The organism is Streptomyces sp. HUAS CB01 (genome assembly GCF_030406905.1).
GTDB lineage: Bacteria > Actinomycetota > Actinomycetes > Streptomycetales > Streptomycetaceae > Streptomyces > Streptomyces chengbuensis.
The window spans coordinates 5450950-5464853 of sequence record NZ_CP129137.1 but is presented as its reverse complement, the minus strand read 5'-3'; the positions used below and the strand labels follow the sequence as shown (position 1 = coordinate 5464853).

The window sequence follows — 13904 nt, the reverse complement described above, 5'->3', positions numbered from 1 at the left end:
TATTCAATATACGCGGAGAAATACCCGGCCCGTCACATTCGGACCGGGATTTTTTGTGCTCCGGGACACATCGACCGATCCCGGCGACCGGCGCCGACACTTTCGTCGCCCGGCCGTCGACGGAAGACGGATCCCGCCCGCCCCTCCCACCGTTCTAGCGTTGCGGCATGACCGTGGAGACCACCACCGCAGGGCCGGTGCGGCGAGGGGCCGTACGAGGCGACGAGCGCGCGCTCGCCCCCGATGTCGCGCGGGGGCTGATGCTCCTGCTCATCGTGCTGTCCAACACCGCCTACCACCTGTGGGCCGCCCGTCGGGGGCCGTCCGGCTGGCACCCCGTCGACGGATCGCGGCTCGATCAGGCGGTGCAGTTCACGATGATCGTGGTGCTGGACATGCGCGTCTATCCGCTCTTCGCGTTCCTCTTCGGCTACGGGATGACGCAGCTCTTCCTGCGGCAGACGGCCGCCGGCACCACGGAGCGCGACGCCGCCGCGATACTGCGCCGGCGCAGTCTGTGGCTGGTCGCCCTGGGGCTCGCCCACGCGATACTGCTGATGGCCGGTGACATCCTCGGCTACTACGGGATGTTGAGCCTCCTGCTCGGCCGGCTGTTCCTGCGCCGCAGCGACCGTGCCCTCACGTGGTGGATCCGCATCGCCGCGGTGCAACTGGTCCTCGTGACCGCGGGCCCCGCCCTGTTCGCCGTGCTCGACGGCGGGTTGGGCGCGATCGGGGATCCCGGGGCCGAGCCGGGGTACGTCGCGTACGCGAGCGGAGAGGAGAACTGGCTCGAGGCGGTCGGCACCCGGCTCTCCACCGGTCTGCTCCTCACCTTCGGCGCGGCCCCGCTCAGTCTCGTCGCCGGCGGTTACGTCATCTTCCTGCTGGGCTTCTGGGCGGCCCGCCGGCGCGTCCTGGAGGAGCCGGGCAGCCATCTGCCGCTGCTGCGCCGTACCGCCGTCGTCGGCATCGCCGTGGGCTGGCTCGGCGCACTGCCCGCCGCGCTCGCCCACGTCGGCGTGCTGCGCGTACCCGACGCCGCGCAGAGCGAGTCGGGAGCGCTCACCGCGCTGCGGGACGTCACCGGAAACGTGGCCGGGCTCGGCTATGTCGCCGCCATCGCCCTCTTCGCCCACTGGTGGGCCTCCCGTCCGCAGCGGGGCGGCCTGCCCGTCGTCCCGGCCCTCGCCGCCGTCGGGAAGCGGTCGTTGTCGTGCTACCTCGCTCACTCCCTGCTCTTCGCGCCGGTGCTCGCGGCCTGGGGTCTCGGCCTCGGCGAGCATCTGGGCAGCGCCTCGATGGCCCTCTTCGGCACCGCCGTCTGGCTGGTGACGGTCGCCGGTGCGTACGCGCTGGAGCGCCGGGGCCGCCGCGGCCCCGCCGAGACCCTGCTGCGGCGGCTGATGTACGGAAGGGCGGCGTAGCCCGTCGCCACCGGCTCAAGGGCTGTCCCGTAGTCCCCAGCGGGCGCACGACGGCAGCTACGGCGCCTCGCCGCGTTGCCGGATCGCCCGAACCCACCCGGTACGAGGGCGACCCTCCGCCTTACGATGCACCGCATCTGACGCCGCGCTGATCCACCGGTGACGGGACAGCGCCTACGCTCCCCGTACCGCCTCCACCGTGCTCGACCAGTCGTCCTGGCCGTGTCCCCCGGCCACCGCCCGCTCCGCCACCGCGCGGATCGCCTCCAGGTGGCCGACGTCGAGGCCGCGCGTGCGGGCGGCGTGCAGGACATGGCCGACCCCGGTCGCCATCATCGCGAGGTTGGCCTCCCCGCCCGGATAGCTGCGGGCGTCGACGGCGGCCGCGGTGTGCGCGGCGATCGGCGGCAGGATCTCCACGATGGTGCCGAGGTACGGCACGATGTCGGCAGCCTTCACCCCGTCGGCCGTCGCCAGCGCGAAGGCGTGCACAAGGCCCGCCATGCCGCCGTAGAAGAAGTCGAGCAGGCAGAGGTCGTAGAGCGCGGCGAGTCCGGGGTCCTCGCCGACGAAGACGGTCCTCCCGCCCAGCGCCCTGAGCGTGGACTCGTGACGCTCGAACGCCTCGCGGGAACCGGAGTGGAACAGCAGCGCTTCGGGCGTCCCGACGACCGGGGTCGGCACCATCACCGCTCCGTCCAGATAGGCCACGGAGTGCGCGGCGGCCCAGTCCGCCGCCTCCCGGGAGCGTTCCGGGGTGTCGGAGGTGAGGTTGACCAGGACCCGGCCCCGGAGCGCCGCGGCGAGCGGTTCGAGCACCGCGCGGGCCGCCTCGTGGTCGACGACGCAGACCACGACGAGCCCGCTCGCGCGGACGGCCTCCTCGGCGGTGACGGCGAGCACGGCGCCGCGTCCGGCGAGTTCGCCCGCCCTGCCCGGGGAGCGGTTCCAGACGGTGGTGGGATGACCCGCGTCCAGGAACGCGCCGGCGAGGGCACGGCCCATGGCGCCGAGGCCGATCACGGACACGGGGGCTGCGGGGGAAGCGGGGGTGGTGTTCTCGATGGACATGGGGATCATGCTGATCCGGCGCTCGTACCCCCACAAGTACCGACGAAAAAGTCGGATACCCACCTGAGGGTGACGATCGAGGTCCGTGAACTGCCCGAACCTGTGCCCGAGCGCTGTGCCATACTCGGCGCGCTCAATGCCCGTACCGAAGTCCTGGGGATCGTCCGTGAAGTCCGTGCCCGCCGTGGCCGGCGCCGTTGGCGCCGTCGGTGCCGCGCCGCTCCTGCCGCCCGCACCCGCGGCGGCCCCCGCGGCGCCGGCCCGTGAGATCCGCGCGGGCGGCGGCGCGTGACCGGCATACCCCTCGCGACGCCCTATCTGGACACCGGAGCCGACCAGCTGTCGTTCACGCTGGGCCGGCCCGAGCACCCGGCGCTAGCCGTGCGCGACCTCACCGTCGCCGGGACCGTCGTACAACTGCGGCTGCTCGGTGCCTCGCACCAGGTCATCGCCGGTCCGGTCCGGGAGACGGTGGCCTGCCTGCCCGGCGTCGAGGGCGGGCTGCCGGAGTCCGCGACGCACGAGTTCGACGACTGGCGCTACCACTTCGGCGCCCGCGTACTGCACTGCTCCGCCGGCGAGTTCACCGAGCGGGTGGCCGCCGTGCTCGCCCGCTGCGACGGTGACGCCCGGTCGCTCTGCGGGGTCTTCCCCGGTTCCCCGGACGCCGTCACCGCGCTGGCCGTCGCGCCGCACGGCTCCGGGCTGAGCTGGCGCACTTGGCACACCTATCCGCAGAGCCGCCAGATCGTGGCGACGCAGACCCGGCTGGAGGCCCGTTGAAGACCGTCCGACTCCTCACCGCGACGATGCTCGCCATGGCCGCGCTCACCGCGTGCTCCGACGAGCCGGACGACGACGGCAACGCCGTCCCGTCCTCCTGGATCCGCCAGCAGTACGGCGGCAGCGGCCCCGGATACACCGACCCCTCGGACCGGGTCTCCGCGGTCGGTGACGAGATACACGGGCACACCGCGTCCGTGGACCGCGTCGCCGACGGCGACATGGTCTTCCTGCGGTACCGGGACGACATCGTCGCGATCAGCCCGTTCCTCCAGGGCAGCCGGATCGAGATCGACGACTACCGCACCGGCCACCACCGCTGGAAGTCCCGCATCGGCAACGTCTGGCCGGACCCCGAGAGCGACGCGTTCCGCGGCGGCGGCCCCGGCTCCGGCAAGTAGTCCCCCGCGAATCCGCCCACCCGACTCCCGACGACGTCCCCGAAAGGCACCCCCGTGGCAGAGATCCTCGAGTCCGCAGGCACCGCCCTGCTCTACGGCCTCACCGGCTTCATCGTGATGGTCGTGGGCTTCGTCGCGCTCGACCTGGTGACCCCCGGCAAGCTCGTCCACGTGGTGTGGACGGAGCGCAACCGCGGCGCGGCGGTCCTCCTCGCCGGGCAGACCATCGCCATCGGCCTCGTCATCGACCAGTCCATCCGGGCGAGCGAGTCCGAACAGGGCCTCGGCCTCGGCCTGTTCAGCACCCTGCTGTACGGCCTCGCCGGCGTCGTCGTGATGACGCTCGTGTCCTGCATCGTCGGCCTGCTGACGCCGGGCCGCCTCGGCGAGGCCGTGCTCGACGACAACGGGGACCGTCCGCACCCCGCCGCCTGGGTGCAGGCCGCGATGTACATCGGCACGGCCTTCATGGTCGGCGCCGCGGTCTCCTGACCACCCCGTGAGCACCACCGTGCAGGACCGCACAGCCGCGCAGGAACGTACAGCCACCGCACCCGAGTCCCCCGTCAGGTCCCGGGGGGCGCGGGTGCTGCTGCTGTTCTCGGTGTTCCTCTGCGCGGCCTGCGGCCTGGTGTACGAACTGGCCCTGACGGCGCTGGGCAGTTACCTCATCGGCAACTCCGTGATGCAGACCTCGGTGGTCATCTCCGTCATGGTCTTCGCCATGGGCGTCGGATCGCTCGCGGCCAAACCGCTGCAGCGGCGTGCCGTCGGCGCCTTCGCCGCCGTGGAGGCGCTGCTGGCGCTCGTCGGCGGCCTGTCGGTGCTCGTGCTGTACCTGTCGTTCGCCTGGCTGCGCGTCTACATGCCGGCGATGGTGGTCGTCTCGTTCGTCGTCGGTCTCCTCATCGGGGCCGAGATCCCGCTGCTGATGACGCTGTTGCAGCGCATCCGCCGCCAGGAGGCCGGCAGCGCGGTCGCCGACATGTTCGCCGTCGACTACATCGGCGCCCTCATCGGCGGCCTGTGCTTCCCCCTGCTGCTCCTGCCGACCTTCGGCCAGCTCAAGGGCGCCCTGGTGGTGGGGGCGGTCAACGCCCTGGCCGGGGTCGTGGTCGTCCTGTGGATCTTCCGCCGGCAGACCCGCCGCGCCGTGCGCACCGGGCTGCTCGTCGTGGTCGCCGCGGTCCTCGCGGTACTCGGCACGGTGTACGTGCTGGCCGACGACATCGAGGTCACCGCGCGGCAGCAGCTCTACCGCGACCCGATCATCCACGCCGAGACGACGCCGTACCAGGACATCGTGGTGACCCGGTCCACCGCCTTCACCGGGGAGCCCGACACCCGGCTCTTCCTCAACGGCGACCTGCAGTTCTCCTCCGTCGACGAGTACCGCTACCACGAGGCCCTGGTGCACCCCGCCATGTCGGGGCGGCACACGTCCGTGCTGATCCTCGGCGGCGGGGACGCGCTGGCCCTGCGGGAGGTGCTGCGCTACGACCGCGTCGAGAAGGTGACGCTGGTGGATCTGGACCCTGCCATGACGCGGCTGGCCCGGGGCTTCGCGCCGCTCAGCGAGCTCAACGGCCGTGCGCTCGCGGACCCGCGGGTCACGGCCGTCAACGCCGACGCCTTCAACTGGCTGCGGGACGCGCGGGAGCGGTACGACACGGTCGTCATCGACTTCCCCGACCCGGACACGGCCGCGCTGGCCAAGCTCTACTCGGTCGAGTTCTACCACCTGCTGGGGAAGGTGCTGAAGCCCGGGAGCCAGGTCGTGGTGCAGGCCGGGTCCCCGTTCTTCGCCCCGAAGTCCTTCTGGTCGGTCGCCACGACGATCGGCGCGGCCGGCTACCGCACCACCGCGTACCAGGTGGACGTCCCCAGCTTCGGCAACTGGGGCTACGTGCTGGCCACTCCCGGCAGGGACGGCACGGCGCCTGCCCTGCGTCTGGCCGGGGACGCCCCGCGGCTGCGGTTCCTGGACGACGCGGTCCTGCGGGCCGCGACGGTCTTCCCGCTGGACCGCCGCCCGCAGAAGGTGCGGGCCAGCACGCTGATGGATCCCGTGGTGCTGGAGTACACCCGGCACGAGTGGCGGAACTACTGACCGGCACGTCCGCCCAAGTGGCCCGTGCCTTCGGGAAGTCAACGCACGCAAGGCATTGACGACCGTCCTGTCTCCATCTACACAACACGGTGAGAGCGCTCTCAATCACTTCCGGCACCACCCCCCTCCCGGAGGTCTTCCTTGAGCACGAGCCGCATCAGCAGACTCTCCCGTACCCCGCTCCTCACGGCGTTCACGGCCCTGGCCGTCGCCCTCACCGGGTTCCTCGCCCTCGGCCCCGCGGGCCCGGCCAACGCGGACGTGCCCCCGGCGCCCGGCTGGAACCTGCAGTGGAGCGACGACTTCAACGGTCCCGACCGGTCCCTGCCGTCCTCCGCCGACTGGCGGATCGACACCGGTCACGGCTATCCGGGCGGCCCCGGCAACTGGGGCACCGGCGAGATCCAGAACTACACGGGCAGCCCGGACAACGTCAGCCTCGACGGCGGCGGCAATCTGCGCATCACCCCGCTGCGCGACGGGGCGGGCAACTGGACGTCCGCGCGGATCGAGACCCACCGCGCCGACTTCAAGGCCCCCGCCGGCGGCACCCTGCGCATCGAGGGCCGCATCCGGATGCCCAACGTGACCGGGGACGCGGCGCTCGGCTACTGGCCCGCGTTCTGGGCGCTCGGGGCGCCGTACCGGGGCAACTACTGGAACTGGCCCGGCATCGGCGAGTTCGACATCATGGAGAACGTCAACGGCCTCAACTCCGTCTGGGGCGTCCTCCACTGCGGGGTGAACCCCGGCGGGCCGTGCAACGAGACCAGCGGCCTCGGCGCCAGCCGCACCTGCCCCGGCGCGAGCTGCCAGTCGGCGTTCCACACCTACCGCTTCGAGTGGGACCGCTCCGCCTCGCCCAACGCCCTGCGCTGGTACGTGGACGACCAGCTCTACCACAGCGTGAACCAGAACCAGATGGACGCCGCCACCTGGGCCAACATGACGGAGCACGCGGGCTACTTCATCCTCCTCAACGTCGCGATCGGCGGCGCCTTCCCGGACGCGCTGGCCGGCAGGACCCCGACCGCCGCGACCGTCCCGGGCCGGCCGATGCTCGTCGACTACGTCGCCGTGTGGACCCGCGGCGGTGGCACGGCCCCGCCGCCGACCGACCCGCCGACCGGCTCCTCGCAGCTGTACCTGCGCGGCAGCGGCGTCGCCGGGGACGCGACCGGCTCCGGCTCCACCGTGACGCTCGCGTCGGCGGGCGGCGCGAACCACGACGGCACCCCGCACAGTCCGCAGGTGTTCACCTCCGGCCCGGTCACCCGGGCGTACAACGGCGGTTCGACGCAGTTCGACCTCTTCGTGGACGCCGGCGCCACCGTCGCCAACGGCCAGCAGGTTCGGGTGAGTTACGACCGCACGGGCGACGGCACCTGGGACCGCACCGAGACGTACCACTACTTCGCCACCGATCCGGTCCCGGGCTACGAGCACTACACCCAGGCACGTGGCCTGCGGTCCGCCACCGGCACACACGGTGATCTGACGAACGGCAGGGTGCGCATCGAGGTGTGGAACGCCATCGGCAACGGCGCCAGCACCGTCGGCATCGGCAACCAGTCCTTCGTCCGCATCCCCTTCGGCTGAGCGGGAGGGAAGGCCATGCTGATCCGCAGAGCGCTCGCGGGCGCGGCGGCCCTGCTCTTCCTGGCCACCGCGGGCTGCGCCGGTGCCGACGTCCACGGCGACGGCCACGCCCCCGTGGGCCACAGGGCCCACGCGTACACGTACAGCAAGGCCCAGGCGGCGGCCCCGCTGCGCGGGAGCGAGTTCCGGGCGGACTGCTTCTCCAGCCACCGGCGGGGCGACGACCCGATCGTCTTCCCCGGTCAGGCCGGCCGCTCGCACATCCACGAGTTCTACGGCAACAGGACGGCGAACGCCTCGTCGACACTTCAGTCCTTGAGCGCCGGCACCACCAACTGCACACCGGACACGGACCTTTCGTCCTACTGGACACCGACCCTCTACCAGAACGGAGTGCCCGTGGCCCCGGAGCGGGTCACCGTCTACTACCAGGGCATCACCGACCGCGCCCGCGCCGTCGCCCATCCGCGCGGACTGCGGTACGTCGTCGGGAACGCCCTCGCCACCTCCCCCGACCAGAACCCGGCCGCGCGCTGGTCCTGCGTCGGACGCCCCGAGTCCAGCCGGGACTTCATGAACTGCCCGCCGGGCACGAAGCTGGAGAACTACCTGGACTTCCCCACCTGCTGGGACGGGAAGAACCTGGACAGCGCCAACCACCGGGACCACATGGCGTACGCGACGGGGCAGACGTGTCCGTCGAGTCATCCGGTGGTCGTGCCGCGGCTGGAGCTGCTGATCACCTGGCCGGTGCACGGCGGCGGGCTCACGCTGGCCGGGACCCGGGGCGGGGTCAATGTGACCGACGCCCCCGGCCACACCTTCCACGGCGACTTCTTCAACGCCTGGGACCAGGCGGAGCTGGAGCGCCGGGTGCGGGACTGCATCGTGGCGGGCTACATCTGCGGAACGGACGGACGCCCCATCGAGCAGTGAGCCGGTGGGCGGCGGCCCGGTCCGACACGGGCCGCGCCTCGGGCCCACGACCGGTGCCGCCGGGTCCCCCACCCCGGCGGCACTTCCGTGTGCCCGGCGGGTCAGGCGCCGGGTGCGCGGAAGTCGACCTGCTTCCGAGCCGCCGCGTCGATGTCCTCGGGGCTGAGCAGGGGCACGGCCCTGGACGTGATCGCGCCCGTGGCACGGACCTTCATGGAGGTGGCCACCATCGAGACGGCGTCGGGCATGTCCACCACGATGTACAGGTCGTCGTCGCCGAACGCGAAGTACATCCATTCGAGGGTGCCGCCGCAGGAACGGAGGACCTGCTCCACTGCCTGCCGGCGGCCCGTACCGCCCTCGGTGAGCAGGCCCTTGGTGCCCTCGGCGCTGTAGCTCGCCTGGATCAGGTATTTGGGCATCCGTCTCTCCCGTCGATCGCCTTGGGGTCCACCTTTCGGCACCGGCCGTGCTCCGGCCAGCCGGAGGGGGCCGGGCGGGGTTCCGGGCCGCGCCCGGACGGCCGGGCGCGAGGGCCACACGCCTCGGGGACGGTCTCGCGGTGTTCGAGACCGGCTCACGGCGAGCACCTCCACCACCCGATGGGCAGCGTGCACGGCGGCCATCGGGCGTCGGTCATGGACGCGGTGCTCGGCTCGGCGGTGACGAGCAGGCTGCCCGCCGGCTCCACGTGCGCCACGACGCAGCTCGGTCTGCACCTCCTCCGCCCGGTGTGCGCGGACACCCCGCCGCTGCGGGTCACCGGCACGGCGCTGCACGTCGGGCGCACGACGGCGACGGCCGGGGCGCGGGTGGCGGGCGTCGAGTCCGGGAAACCCCACGCGTCCGGGACGTCGACCGCGGTCTTCTCCTTCCCGGCCGGCTGAGCCGGGGCGGGACGCACGTGCGGGCCCGGGGCGGTGTGCGCCCCGGGCCCGAACGGTCACGGCGGTGGTGTCAGACCTTGACGGCCGGCTCCCGGCGGGTCTCGTCCCGCTGCTCCGGCACCTCGGCGGCGGCCGCTGCCGGGGCGTGGTCGTCGACGAAGGTCGACTCGTCGAACGGGATGCGGCCGGCGAGGACCTCGGCGGCGCGCTCCTTGTCGATCTCCTTCGTCCAGGTGCCGACCAGGACGGTGGCGACGGCGTTGCCCGCGAAGTTGGTGAGGGCGCGGGCCTCGCTCATGAAGCGGTCGATGCCGACGATCAGTCCGACGCCGTCGACCAGGGCGGGCTTGTGCGACTGGAGGCCGCCGGCGAGGGTCGCGAGGCCGGCGCCGGTGACACCCGCCGCGCCCTTCGAGGCGATGATCATGAAGACCAGCAGCGAGATCTGCTCACTGACCGAGAGCGGGGTGCCCATCGCCTCGGCGACGAACAGCGAGCCCATCGTCAGATAGATCGCGGTGCCGTCCAGGTTGAAGGAGTAGCCGGTGGGAACGGTGATGCCGACGACGGGCTTCGAGACCCCCAGGTGCTCCATCTTCGCGATGAGCCGCGGCAGCGCGGACTCGGACGACGAGGTGGACAGGATCAGCAGGAACTCGCGGCCCAGGTACTTCAGCAGCGCGAACAGGTTCACCCCGGCGACGACCCGCAGCAGGGTGCCGAGGACGAGGACCACGAACAGCGCACAGGTGACGTAGAAGCCGATCATGATGACCGCGAGCGACTTCAGGGCGTCGACACCGGTCTCGCCGACGACGGCCGCGATCGCTCCGAAGGCGCCCACGGGGGCCGCCCACATGATCATCGCGAGGATGCGGAAGACCAGCTTCTGGAGGTGGCCGATGCCGCGCAGGACGGGCTCCCCGGCGGAGCCCATGGCCTGCAGCGCGAAGCCCGCGAGCAGCGCGACCAGCAGCGTCTGCAGCACCTCACCCTCGGTGAAGGCGGAGACCAGGGTGGTCGGGATGACCCCGAGGAGGAAGTCCACGGTGCCCTCGCTGGCCCCCTCGGCCTGCTTCTCGCCCGCGGCCCTCGCCGCGTCCGTGAGCTGCAGTCCGTGCCCCGGGTCGAGGACGTTGCCCACGATCAGGCCGATGGCCAGCGCGACCGTCGACATGGCCAGGAAGTAGCCGAGTGCCAGACCGCCGACGGCACCGACCTTGGCCGCCTTGCGGACCGAGCCGACACCGAGCACGATCGTGCAGAAGATGATCGGGGAGATCATCATCTTGATCAGGTTCACGAACCCGGTGCCGATCGGCTTGAGTTCGACGGCGACGCCGGGGGCGGCGAAGCCCACGATGACGCCGAGGACGACGGCGCCGATGACGGCGAGATACAGATAATGGGTGCGGTCCCGCCTTGCGGCTGCTGGAGCGGTTGCCACGGGGATTCCTCCTCGGCCTGATGTGCATCCACGTCCCGGTGGATGCCCGTGACTATTCAGCACCCTGTGACCCCGGTCACCGTTGCGTTCGTTTCGTTCACACGAAATCGGCCAGGCAGACTTGAGCCATGCACATCCCCCGTCCACGGAGCCTCGCCGGCCAGCTCTTCGCGATGCAGGTCGTGCTGGTCGCCGCGATCGTGGCCGGCTTCGCGCTGTTCTCGTACGTCACGGACCGCGCGCAGGCCGAGGAGACCGCGCGCCGGCAGACGACGGCGACCGCTGCGGCGGTGGCGGACTTCCCGTCGGTGGTGACGGCGGTCCGCTCCCCCGACCCCACGGCGCGGCTGCAGCCGTACGCGGAGCGGCTGCGGAAGGACGCGGGCGTCGACTTCGTGGTGATCATGACGCCGGACGGCAGGCGCTGGACCCACCCCGAACCGGGTGAAATAGGACACATCTATCTGGGTCACATCGACGAGGCGCGGCAGGGACGCACGGTGTCGGAGACCTACACGGGGACGCTGGGGCCGTCGGTGCGGACGGTGGCGCCGGTACGGGACGACTCCGGCCGGATCGTCGCGCTCGTCAGCGCGGGCATCACCATCGACAAGATCAGCGAGCAGCTCGGCAAGCAGGTCACCGCGCTGCTGGGGATGGCCGGCGCGGCTCTGGCGCTGGGCGGACTCGGCACGTACGTGATCAACGCCCGGCTGCGGCGGCACACGCACGGGATGAACGCGGCGGAGCTGAGCCGCATGCACGACTACCACGAGGCCACGCTGCACGCGGTACGCGAGGGCCTGCTGATGCTCGACGGGCACCGGCGCATCGCGCTGATCAACGACGGGGCGCGGGAGCTGCTGGGACTCTGCGCGGACGTGGTCGGCCGGGGCCCCGACGAGCTGGGCCTGCCGCCCGGGCTGACCGGGGCTCTGCTGGCGAGCGAGCCGCGCGTCGACGAACTGCACCTCACGGCCGACCGGGTGCTCGTCGTCTCCACCCAGCCGGTGGTCGGCGGCGAGCGTCGCGGCACGGTCGTGACGCTGCGGGACCACACCGAACTGCAGTCGCTGACCGGTGAGCTGGACTCCGAGCGCGGCTTCACCCAGGCGCTGCGCGCCCAGGCCCACGAGGCGGCCAACCGGCTGCACACCGTCGTCTCCCTCATCGAGCTGGGCCGCGCGGACGAGGCGGTCGAGTTCGCCACGGCGGAGCTCGAACTGGCGCAGGTGCTCACGGACCGTGTGGTGACGGCGGTCGGCGAGCCGGTCCTCGCGGCCCTGCTCCTCGGCAAGGCGGCGCAGGCCAACGAGAGCGGCGTCGAACTCGTCCTGACCGACGACAGCCGCATGGACGACGGCGTCCTGCCGCCCTGGCTGCCGCCCCGGGACCTGGTCACCATCCTCGGCAACCTGATCGACAACGCGGTCGAGGCGTCGTCGGCGACGCGACCGGCGGCGCGCGAGGCGGAACCGCACCGGGCCGGGGGCGGCCTCGTGGGCGGGTCCGCGCCCGTCGCCACCGGAGCGGCGGTCACGAGCACCGCCCTCGGCCCGCACCGGTCGGCAGCGCCGCACGCCGTACGGGCCGGAGACACCGCACCACGGCCCCTCTCCGGGCCGCGCCTCGACGAGCCCGGAGCCGCCGTCCCGCCCGTACGGGACGTGCGGGACGTGCGGGACGTGCGGGACGTGCGGGACGTGCGGGACGTGCGGGATGTACGGACCGGCGCGGGCCGACCGGCGAACGTCCCGGGCGCCCGTTCGGCGACCCGGCAGGACGCAGAGGGTCCCCGGCCCTCCGTCCCTCCCACGCGCGAGGTGCCCACCGGGGACGACGGACGGGCCGAGCACGCGGACCGCGCCGGCGGCCCCGGCACGGGCCGCGTGCCCGCGACGGGACCGGAGGACACCTCCGGCGCGCAGGACGCGCCCGGCGCGGAGGCGGGCATCGGTGCCACGACCGCGACGGAAGCGGAGGGCGCGGCCGCCGTCCCCGGCGGAGCGGCCGCCACCGGGCCGCGGGACCACCCCCACGGGCACCCCGCCCCCGTCCCCGCCGCGCGCGAGGTGCCCGAAGGGCAAGGTGGGCACACGACCGCGACGCACGCCCGTGCCGCCGGCGCGCGCCCGCGCGTCGTCGTCACCGCCCGTGCGGACGAGGACGAGTTGGTGCTGCGCGTCAGCGACACGGGACCGGGGCTCGGTCCCGGGGACGCGGAGGCCGTGTTCGAGCGGGGCTGGTCGACCAGGGGCCCCGGCCGGGGGCTCGGGCTCGCGCTGGTGCGACAGGCCGCGCACCGGGGACGGGGCACGGTCGAGGCGGCCCAAGGACCGTACGGTGGCGCGGAGTTCACCGTACGGCTGCCCCTGCGCATCACGGAGGTCGACACATGAACGGACGCCCCGGCCGGAGACCTGGCACGGAGGTGGCGAGGTGACCGCTCCCGCCGGGATCCGGGTGCTCGTCGTCGAGGACGACCCCGTCGCCGCCGACGCACACGCCCTGTACGTGGGCCGCGTACCGGGGTTCACCGTGGCGGGCGTCGCCCACTCGCGGGCCGAGGCGTACCGGGTGCTGGAACGCACGCCCGTGGACCTGATCCTCCTCGACCTCTACCTGCCGGACGGGCACGGACTCCAGCTGCTGCGCGCCCTGCGCGCCGCCGGGCACTCCGCCGACGTGATCGCCGTGACCTCCGCGCGCGATCTGGCGGTCGTCCGTGAGGGCGTGTCGCTCGGTGTCGTCCAGTACGTCCTGAAGCCGTTCACGTTCGCCACGCTGCGCGACCGCCTCGACCGGTACGCCGAGTTCCGCGCCACCGCCGGCGAGGCGTCCGGGCAGGACGAGGTGGACCGGGCCCTGGCGACCCTGCGGACCCCGCAGCCCGCCGCGCTCCCCAAGGGCCTCAGCGCACCGACCCTGGAGGCGGTCACCCGTACGCTCCGCGACACCGACGGCGGGCTGACGGCGGCCGAAGCGGGTGCCGCGGTGGGGATCTCGCGGATCACCGCGCGCCGCTACCTGGAGCACCTCGTCACCGCCGGACGGGCGGTGCGCAGCCCTCAGTACGGCCAGATCGGCCGGCCCGAGCTGCAGTACCGCTGGCTCCGCTCCGGCCGCTGACCAGCTCCTCCACCCGGGCGCCGCAAGACCGAAAGCCCTTTCCGCGCACGGGCATTGACCTTGTTCCGCGGCCGGACCTACGGTCACCGGGCAGCCCCCACGGCTGACAGAGGA

At 72.8% G+C, this 13904-nt stretch carries 13 protein-coding genes; 10 read left to right on the top strand and 3 right to left on the bottom strand.

The genetic code is table 11. The annotated features are described in order from the left end of the window. The first annotated feature begins 167 nt into the window (after positions 1–167). Positions 168–1427: a DUF418 domain-containing protein gene (locus QRN89_RS24285; protein WP_290351497.1), complete on the top strand. Its 1260-nt coding sequence runs from the start codon at positions 168–170 to the stop codon at positions 1425–1427. A 174-nt stretch (positions 1428–1601) separates the two neighbouring features. Here QRN89_RS24285 and QRN89_RS24280 read toward each other — a convergent pair whose 3' ends face one another. Beyond that, on the bottom strand, positions 1602–2498 hold the full coding sequence (locus tag QRN89_RS24280) for an NAD(P)-dependent oxidoreductase (RefSeq protein ID WP_290351496.1): 897 nt from the start codon (positions 2496–2498) through the stop codon (positions 1602–1604). A 288-nt stretch (positions 2499–2786) separates the two neighbouring features. Here QRN89_RS24280 and QRN89_RS24275 point away from each other — a divergent pair, with 288 nt between their 5' ends. The 6 genes from QRN89_RS24275 (at position 2787) to QRN89_RS24250 (ending at position 8327) form a co-directional block, all read left to right on the top strand. Next, a complete protein-coding gene (locus QRN89_RS24275) occupies positions 2787–3281 on the top strand; it encodes a DUF2617 family protein (protein ID WP_290351495.1) in 495 nt (164 codons plus the stop codon). Continuing rightward, positions 3278–3682: a DUF4247 domain-containing protein gene (locus tag QRN89_RS24270; RefSeq protein ID WP_290351494.1), complete on the top strand. Its 405-nt coding sequence runs from the start codon at positions 3278–3280 to the stop codon at positions 3680–3682. The genes QRN89_RS24275 and QRN89_RS24270 overlap by 4 nt, the downstream gene beginning before the upstream one ends. A 54-nt stretch (positions 3683–3736) precedes the next feature. Next, on the top strand, positions 3737–4174 hold the full coding sequence (locus tag QRN89_RS24265; RefSeq protein ID WP_093653418.1) for a DUF350 domain-containing protein: 438 nt from the start codon (positions 3737–3739) through the stop codon (positions 4172–4174). Positions 4175–4193: 19 nt separating this feature from the next. Beyond that, entirely contained in the window at positions 4194–5792 is a 1599-nt protein-coding gene (locus QRN89_RS24260; protein ID WP_290353843.1) for a polyamine aminopropyltransferase, read from the top strand. Between the two features lie 141 nt (positions 5793–5933). Further along, positions 5934–7391 carry a glycoside hydrolase family 16 protein gene (locus QRN89_RS24255; protein ID WP_290351493.1) on the top strand — a complete coding sequence of 486 codons (1458 nt, stop codon included), beginning with the start codon at positions 5934–5936 and terminating at the stop codon, positions 7389–7391. Between the two features lie 15 nt (positions 7392–7406). After that, positions 7407–8327, top strand: a complete 921-nt coding sequence (locus tag QRN89_RS24250) for a DUF1996 domain-containing protein (protein WP_290351492.1) — start codon at positions 7407–7409, stop codon at positions 8325–8327. Between the two features lie 101 nt (positions 8328–8428). On the opposite strand, the gene QRN89_RS24245 is transcribed toward QRN89_RS24250, so the two are convergent. After that, positions 8429–8749 (bottom strand): GYD domain-containing protein, encoded by a 321-nt coding sequence (locus QRN89_RS24245; protein WP_290351491.1) that lies wholly within the window; start codon positions 8747–8749, stop codon positions 8429–8431. Positions 8750–8770: 21 nt separating this feature from the next. Here QRN89_RS24245 and QRN89_RS24240 point away from each other — a divergent pair, with 21 nt between their 5' ends. Further along, positions 8771–9214, top strand: a complete 444-nt coding sequence (locus tag QRN89_RS24240; protein ID WP_290351490.1) for a PaaI family thioesterase — start codon at positions 8771–8773, stop codon at positions 9212–9214. Between the two features lie 70 nt (positions 9215–9284). On the opposite strand, the gene QRN89_RS24235 is transcribed toward QRN89_RS24240, so the two are convergent. Further along, on the bottom strand, positions 9285–10661 hold the full coding sequence (locus tag QRN89_RS24235) for a cation:dicarboxylate symporter family transporter (RefSeq protein ID WP_290351489.1): 1377 nt from the start codon (positions 10659–10661) through the stop codon (positions 9285–9287). 128 nt (positions 10662–10789) lie between these two features. On the opposite strand from QRN89_RS24235, the gene QRN89_RS24230 reads away from it, so the two are divergent. Both QRN89_RS24230 and QRN89_RS24225 read left to right on the top strand, forming a co-directional pair. Beyond that, on the top strand, positions 10790–13060 hold the full coding sequence (locus tag QRN89_RS24230) for an ATP-binding protein (protein WP_290351488.1): 2271 nt from the start codon (positions 10790–10792) through the stop codon (positions 13058–13060). 40 nt (positions 13061–13100) lie between these two features. Next, entirely contained in the window at positions 13101–13790 is a 690-nt protein-coding gene (locus QRN89_RS24225; RefSeq protein WP_290351487.1) for a response regulator, read from the top strand. Positions 13791–13904: the final 114 nt, after the last annotated feature.